We start from the raw sequence: 7,302 nt of genomic DNA, 5'->3' as shown, positions 1-7,302 counted from the left end.
AAGCATTGCAGCACTTAATCCTTGGAATGGAGTAAAACGAACTATGAGCGATGAACCAATTGCAATAAAAAAAGCAGCACCGGCCAATTGTTGTATTAATGGATATACATCGAACCACTGGCTTGCTGCAAGAACAGCGCCAGCCAGGATCAAGCCGGCTCTATAGAACGTATGCAGAAATTTTTCCCTCCTTTCAATGATAATCATTTTATCCATGCCGATGAAGTCTTTCGTACTGATCGTGTAATCGACAGGCTATTACTGCGATTTTTTCCTGATTGGATACAGCCAAATCATATCACGCTTTTTCGCATCATTGCAACGCCGCCAACACTTATTTTGTTGCTAGATCGGCACTATGAATGGGGAGTGCCGTTGTTTTTGCTTGTTGCATTTACCGATGCAATGGATGGTGCTTTAGCACGCACGCGCAACAAGATAACAGTATGGGGGATGATGTTTGATCCTGTTGCCGATAAACTGCTCATCGTGCCGGCAATCATGATTCTTGCGTTCACTCAATTGCCGATACTTCTTGTATTGAGTGTTGCCGGTGTTGAAATCCTCATTTTGCTTCTTGCGATCCTCTGGAGAAAACGAGGACTTATCGTTAAGTCAAACAGATGGGGCAAGTTCAAAATGTTTCTTCAAGTCATTGGGATTATGAGTATTCTCCTTGCAACATGGCTTTCACTGCCTCTTGTGCTGTTTGCCGAAGTGGTGTTGACAGCGAGCGTAGTATGTGCGCTCGTGAGTATTGTTCGAAAGGGCATATGATACATGGTAAAAAAACACTCTATTGGTCAGGCATCGCACTACTTCTGGTTTTCTTTTTTTTTATCTATTCTACACTTTCGTTCCAATCCTACCGCAACGGCATTCCGCTTTTTAATTCTCCCGACGAAACGGCAAATTATTTTTTTTCAAAACTATTCGCTGAAAAGGGAACGCTTACGTTTCATGAGCCATTGCTATCGGCAAGCAGCGGCTATCTCCATCCTCGGAGCATGACGGCAGTTGGCGATGATGTGGCGCCGGTTAGTTTTCTTGGATTACCTGTTATCTATGGATTTCTCGCTAAAGTGTTCGGGGTGAATGCTATTCCATTTTTTACGCCTGCGATTGCAAGTATTTCAGCGTTGTTTTTTTTCCTCTTAGTTCGTAATGTGTGGTCCATGCAGGCAGCGCTGCCGGCAATGATCCTTTTTTTATTGCACCCGGCATATCTCTACAACGCAAATAGAGCGATGCTTCACAATGTCTTATTTGTAGATCTGTTGATTATCGGTTGTGCTCTGGCAAGCCAGATGGTTCGTATGCGCAAATCTGCAGGAGCGCTCTGTATGGCCTTTCTTGCCGGCATTGCTCTAGGGGGCAGTCTATGGGTGAGGTTTTCCGAAAGCATTTGGATTCTAGGACTCCTCCCTGTGCTGGGAATAGCATTTTATCGAAAGCTCCGCATTGGAATTGTTGCTGCATTTCTTGCAGGGCTTGCAGTGCCGCTCATACTTATGGCGCAGTATAATGCGCTCGTCTATGGCAACCCGTTACTCTTTGGCTATCAAACCCCCGTTATTCCACAGGCGGTACAACAGATTGAGCAGTCTGCATCAATCATCCAGTCACTGATGCACTTGGATGGCGCTGCGGCAAAAACACAAATCGTTGCGCTTTTAGTATCGCTGAAATCTGCGCTACTGCCCTTCGGTATCAATCCCCACTTATTTAAAAAAACATTTCTTGACTATGCCGTATTTTTTTTCCTCCCATTCAGCATACTTGCGGCAGGAGGGTTATTCTTTTTCTTTTGGAGAGGTGTCGTACAGATTGTGCGAGAGAGGAGTGCATCACGCCTTTTCTTACTTGCATCATATGCTGCGATGGGTGCTTGGCTGATAGTATTTTATGGAAGCTGGGTATTCCATGATAATTTGGATAAAGAGGTGACTATCGGTACCTCTTACATCCGCTATTGGTTGCCCATAACCATATACTCTTTGCCGATGGTTGGCGAACTCATTGCCTTTCTTCTGGAGCGATGCAGGGGGCACGTTCACCGGGCGTTTCTTGCGGCATGCATTGTTTGTTTGGCGCTTCTTTCGTTCGGACAGGTATTTACCGGATCAACAGAGAGCATCACTGCAATGGCATCGTCCCTTGCGTCCTATCATGGCAAGAGACAATTTATTGCAGACACAACACCCCAGGATTCGGTACTGTTCTCTGCACGATCGGATAAGATTTTCTTTCCGACACGGCGCGTAGCCGAGCAAACATCCGACTTTCGAGAACTTGAGCTTGTGAAAGGAATGTATGGCAGGGCGCCGATCTATTACTATGGCCTGTGGAGCCAGCAAGATGCCTCCACTGTGAGTAAAAAATATTTTGAACCCTATGGGTTTTCGCTTGTGTTTGTTGCTGACGCTGATAGCCGTGAACATTTATATAAAGTAACTGAAAAACAGTAATTACTATGTTTCGGCTTCTAATAATTTCGCGAATAAGTATTGCTTTGGCGATTGTATTGTTTGTCGGATATATCGTACATCAGCATATTCCCTTTACAGGAGTAAGGGTAATCTCCTATACTTTTGATAGGCCCCATGGCGCAGTCGGGGTGTTCCGTCCGCCGGTGCGGTATGAGCTAGTAGAACATGGTAAGAGGCGCATTGCAAAAATCATTGAAGATCCCGTATATTTTGATGTAAAAACATCCGTTGTCTATGCAAGTGCAGATATCATGTTTACATACCAGAAACATACCATGCGAACAACGCAGCTTGCCGTGCGTGAATGGCAGGATGGATGGAAATTCTCAACTCAGCCATTTACAGAGAAACTGGTCGGAGATTGGGTAGAGGCTCGTGCACATGTGGATCTGAGTAGTGCAGTGCGCGAGAATGGGAAATATACTTTTGCATTCTCTATTCCGGGACTTGTCGCTGGCGCATCCGATGACTCTATTCTCATATCCGACATGACTATCACATTAATACGACCTTCTGTATGGGAATCGCTATGACATATTGGGAATGTTTCAAAACTCTTTTTTATGATGTGTTTGTGGCATCGCTTGGGGCATATCTGGGCGTATTGGCGGCTGAAAGTTTTTCTCGAGGCATCGTAACATCTGTCATACATATCAATGCATTGCTCCTTGTGTGCGCAGTGTCCGGTATTCTTGTCATAGTGTTTCCTCCACAAAAGCAGATTGGCAGGGGAGTACTTGACTACCTCTACACAGCGTTGTTTGCACTTTTTGCCGGCGTACTTACTCTTCAAACACTTGGCGCTGAACAACCACTTGTATTTATTCTTGCTCCGGTAGTTTCACTCATTGTCTTGCTCTTTTTGCTTTCAGCAAAAATGGAACCCTCTAAAGAATAAACATATCGTTATGGACTGCATTTTTTGTAAAATTAGTTCTCATGAAATCCCAAGCACACCCGTGTATGAAGATGATCTGCTCATTGCTTTTCTTGATATACACCCCGTGAATAAAGGACACACGCTCGTCGTGCCCAAAAACCACAGCGCTGACTTTCTTACAACAGATACTGACATGCTCTCACGACTCATGGAGCCGCTCAAACTTATTTCTTCGGCAGTTATGAAGGGAGTCGGTGCCGATGCATGCAATATTTCTACGAATAATGGCGCCGCTGCAGGGCAGGTAATTTTCCATCTCCATTGGCATATTGTTCCGCGATTTTCGGATGATGGACTCAAGCTCTGGAAAGGAAACGCCTATCAAGATGGTGAAATGGAGGAAATAGCAAAGAATATTCAAAAACACATCGCAAGCTAACATCTCATTAAATACAACTTTTTTACAAAAGCATCCTTGACAAAAAGGCGATTTTGTGCTATACTGGCGCGCATAGCTAAGTTTCACTTTTTGTTATAATTATGACAAATCCCAAACAACCAGAGTCACATAATCTTATCTCATTTTCAGCGCTTTCAAAGCACGATCGAGAGAGATACCCAACAATTATCTATGCTCTTGATACACCTTCAAAGCCCCATCTTGCATCTGTTGTTGCAACTGTACAAGCTTTGAGAGTTCAAGGGATGCATTTCGAACCAGATTTGATGGATGGCAATGACAATCACAAAACACTTGTTATTCGCAGCGCATCAGGCGATAAGAGAGATTGCAAAAAAGAAGGAGCACTCTTTCTTGGTATTGCGTCGGCTGTTCGCCATGCAGTTGAAAGTTCTCTTCAGGGTGATGATTTGAATGATAAGGGAAAAGTCTTGCAGACAGCAACTTCCACTGCTTCCGCATTTCTTGATGATTTTTTTACCAAAAAAAAATCAAGCGAAGCATTTTTTAAATACTATTCCGGATTGAGGTGGAACAGTGACCAGGAATCATTTATTTACAACCTCTTTTGCGAAGGAGTAGAATATAGTGAAGAGATTGTCGCTACCTATTTATCCGCAGATTCTTTACGATGCCGACTGCTATCATCAATAGGTTATGATGAATACAAAACTCTAAAGGATCTAACACTTAATCAGCTTTTTGAAAAGTTTCCCCAACTTGATTACAAACAACTGCGTGATGGCGAATTTGCCAAATCAGAAAAAGGAAAACGTCTTACATCATTTTATGCACAGGAATGCGGTGAAATCCTTGCACAGCAGTATAAATATTCACGCCGAAGTGTAGATTCACAAGGCAATCTTATCCATCGTCCACTTATACCATTGTCACGACATCCTATTATCGAAGCGCTTATCTGTGAAGAGCTCGTTGCTGATGATCCGCAATCGCATAGTTCATTTGGTCCCCAAAAACCAACTGAGATTATCATTCATTCAGATAGCCAGCGAGCGCATACAGCGCTTGTTAATTTTCTCACTCGCCTCTTGGGTAGAGAAAAAATATCTCTGTTTTCTTCCGACGAACGCAGCGAGATTAACGAACGCTATGGAATAGTGAAGGATCTTACTCATGCCTATCGTGACGCGCAACGAAATCCAAACGGAAGAGAAGCTATTAAAAACGACCTAATTGAAGTTTTAAGAACATTTACTCATCCGGAATTTAGTGCAGCCTTAGCGCTTGATGATACGCGAGTAGTGCGTGGCCAGGAAATTGTGCGAGACATTGTTCAGCTTGGCATTACCTCTGGCGATCCTGATTTTGCCGGGTACTGTGAAGAAATCCTTATGAAATATTTAGAAGGAAAGCCGGAGAATACATGTGCTTTTGGTATTGATCAAGAAGTAATTCAAATGCTCTTGATAGATGCTCTTTTCCAGATTGATGAACATTCAGATTCCTTGCTTATCCAGCGGCTTGCTGCGCTTGCGTTTCAATCTCATCAAACGGGGACGATCTTTAAAGAGCTTGCTGCATTAGGGATAGAATCTAGTCAGATCCGCCATCGTCCCGAGGTGCTTTTAGCTGCAGACCGAAGGGCACATTCTTCAATGCTCCTCGAAGACAAAGAGGGGGACAGCGCTCGACAAGACTACGATCGTATTGTCGCACCTGCAACAGTTTTGGATAAGCGATTCCGCACTATGAGGAATGCATTTCTTATCCAGCTACTTAAAGATGCTGTTATTCGTAATGGTAAACAAGGTGATAGCGAACCGCAATCTAAAAGTGCTATGAAATTTGATGAAATTCACCGCCGGATACGGTTCATGGATTACTTTGCAACATCGGTACCCGATACATATTTTGATTTGGTACAGCTCGCAGAGGATTCATACGCATCAGATGAGCAAAAGAAAGGTATTGTCTGCTGCTTGGGTGAGAATTTTAATCACGTTGTTCCACGAGCAGCCTATCTCCTTATCCCTGTTCTTAAGGATATCTATCGGATTATCTTGGGTACTCCTGAGGCTATGAAGACACCCACATATGATCTAGCATCAGGTATGCATGCTGCCGTATCCATAGTGAATAAAAATAGTTCGATGTTTAAATCACTAACGCAAGATGACTTTGAATTGTTTGAAAAATATCGCGAAGCCCTTGCCCTAAAAGTTCAGCAGTTGGCAACAAACGCAGTATTACCAGAAAAAACTGGAAATACAGGCGCTGATCACGACCATATTCAGGATACCATGATGGCATTGGGAACTCTTACAAATTGTTTGAATGCAATTCGTAAATATTATGAGGAATATCAGCACTTTGAATCTGTAAAAGTGGAGCCACATGTATATTACCCATGGATACTCCAACAGATGCTGCCATTTTTTAGTGCACTTCAGTGGGAGGTAGGCCCTGGAAATAGGCCCAATAGACTACAACTTCAACTATACGAACTCATTACAAAATTTTTATCAGATAAAAAATTTGAAGAGGACGCTTATCCTGAAGGGTATGATTGCATAGGTGAGGGAGGGATGGATGAAATCTTAAAAAATCTCTATGAAATAATGGTTCCAAATCTTGATCTTCAACGCTCAAGCTCGGCTGTATGGCAGAAAGGGTTGCCTTTTCTTCACTCTGCTCTAAGTGCAATGCCAGAGCCACTTGTCGGACAGATTGTTGAAAAGCATAAAGATATCCCATTTGCACAATACGTTTTGAATATTCGTGAGAGCGACCGAAAGCACGATGAAAAATACGGCTAGTGACATAGTAGTACGATACGCTATACTTGAGGTACATTATTAACTTAAGTATATGAAACTCCTTATTACCGGTGGGTGCGGATTCATGGGATCCAATGCCATTCGATATTTTTTGCGTGCATATCCGGAATGCACCATTGTCAATCTGGATAAACTCACCTATTCAGGTAATCCTGAAAATCTTGCCGATATCGAGCAGGATTCGCGGTACCGTTTCGTGCAGGGCGATATTGCTGATGAGAATATCGTCAATACTATCGTGCAGGGGGGCGTAGATGCGATCTTAAACTACGCAGCGGAGACCCATGTTGATAGATCAATTCACGATCCAAAAGCATTTGTAGTTACGGATGTTATTGGCACCTACACTCTTCTTGAAGCGGCGCGGCACGCTGGCGTGAAGCGGTTTATTCAAGTATCAACTGATGAAGTATTTGGTTCAATTCAAGATGGGAAATTTACAGAAAAATCACCCTTTGAGCCGAATAGCCCCTATGCAGCTTCCAAGGCCGGAGCGGATCTGCTCTGTAGAGCATATGTGAAAACCTATGGCACACCTATTATCGTAACCCATTCTTGTAATTTCTACGGCCCCTACCAGTATCCTGAAAAAGTCATTCCATTGTTTATCACAAACCTGATTGAAGGTAAAAAAGTGCCTCTCTATGGCGATGGCAAAAATGTACGTGAGTGGAT

Annotated in this window: 7 protein-coding genes; all 7 read left to right on the top strand. The window is 43.2% G+C overall.

Annotation, left to right across the window (positions count from 1 at the left end; translation table 11 throughout):
• Positions 1–171: 171 nt before the first annotated feature.
• Entirely contained in the window at positions 172–777 is a 606-nt protein-coding gene (locus AAB400_01305; protein ID MEK7648532.1) for a CDP-alcohol phosphatidyltransferase family protein, read from the top strand.
• On the top strand, positions 774–2,468 hold the full coding sequence (locus AAB400_01300; protein MEK7648531.1) for a hypothetical protein: 1,695 nt from the start codon (positions 774–776) through the stop codon (positions 2,466–2,468). The genes AAB400_01305 and AAB400_01300 overlap by 4 nt, the downstream gene beginning before the upstream one ends.
• 5 nt (positions 2,469–2,473) lie before the next feature.
• Positions 2,474–3,022, top strand: coding sequence for a hypothetical protein (locus AAB400_01295; GenBank protein ID MEK7648530.1), 549 nt, complete (start codon positions 2,474–2,476; stop codon positions 3,020–3,022).
• On the top strand, positions 3,007–3,387 hold the full coding sequence (locus AAB400_01290; protein ID MEK7648529.1) for a hypothetical protein: 381 nt from the start codon (positions 3,007–3,009) through the stop codon (positions 3,385–3,387). Before AAB400_01295 ends, AAB400_01290 begins: the two co-directional genes overlap by 16 nt.
• Before the next feature lie 10 nt (positions 3,388–3,397).
• Complete coding sequence (locus tag AAB400_01285; protein MEK7648528.1) at positions 3,398–3,808, top strand: HIT family protein; 411 nt, start codon at positions 3,398–3,400, stop codon at positions 3,806–3,808.
• A 101-nt stretch (positions 3,809–3,909) separates the two neighbouring features.
• Positions 3,910–6,606, top strand: coding sequence for a hypothetical protein (locus AAB400_01280; protein MEK7648527.1), 2,697 nt, complete (start codon positions 3,910–3,912; stop codon positions 6,604–6,606).
• A gap of 52 nt (positions 6,607–6,658) precedes the next feature.
• A partial coding sequence (locus tag AAB400_01275; GenBank protein ID MEK7648526.1) for a GDP-mannose 4,6-dehydratase occupies positions 6,659–7,302 on the top strand: 644 nt, incomplete at its 3' end.

This window comes from Patescibacteria group bacterium (genome assembly GCA_038065255.1).
Lineage (GTDB): Bacteria > Patescibacteriota > Patescibacteriia > JACQRZ01 > JACQRZ01 > JBBTRI01.
The sequence above is the reverse complement of the archived record's forward strand: the minus strand, read 5'-3'. Positions and strand labels throughout refer to the sequence as shown.

Excerpts from the sequence above, each read along its gene's own strand:
- AAB400_01305 (MEK7648532.1), top strand. The coding sequence starts at position 172 with ATGCAGAAATTTTTCCCTCCTTTCAATGATAATCATTTTATCCATGCC.
- AAB400_01300 (MEK7648531.1), top strand. The coding sequence starts at position 774 with ATGATACATGGTAAAAAAACACTCTATTGGTCAGGCATCGCACTACTT.
- AAB400_01295 (MEK7648530.1), top strand. The coding sequence starts at position 2,474 with ATGTTTCGGCTTCTAATAATTTCGCGAATAAGTATTGCTTTGGCGATT.
- AAB400_01290 (MEK7648529.1), top strand. The coding sequence starts at position 3,007 with ATGGGAATCGCTATGACATATTGGGAATGTTTCAAAACTCTTTTTTAT.
- AAB400_01285 (MEK7648528.1), top strand. The coding sequence starts at position 3,398 with ATGGACTGCATTTTTTGTAAAATTAGTTCTCATGAAATCCCAAGCACA.
- AAB400_01280 (MEK7648527.1), top strand. The coding sequence starts at position 3,910 with ATGACAAATCCCAAACAACCAGAGTCACATAATCTTATCTCATTTTCA.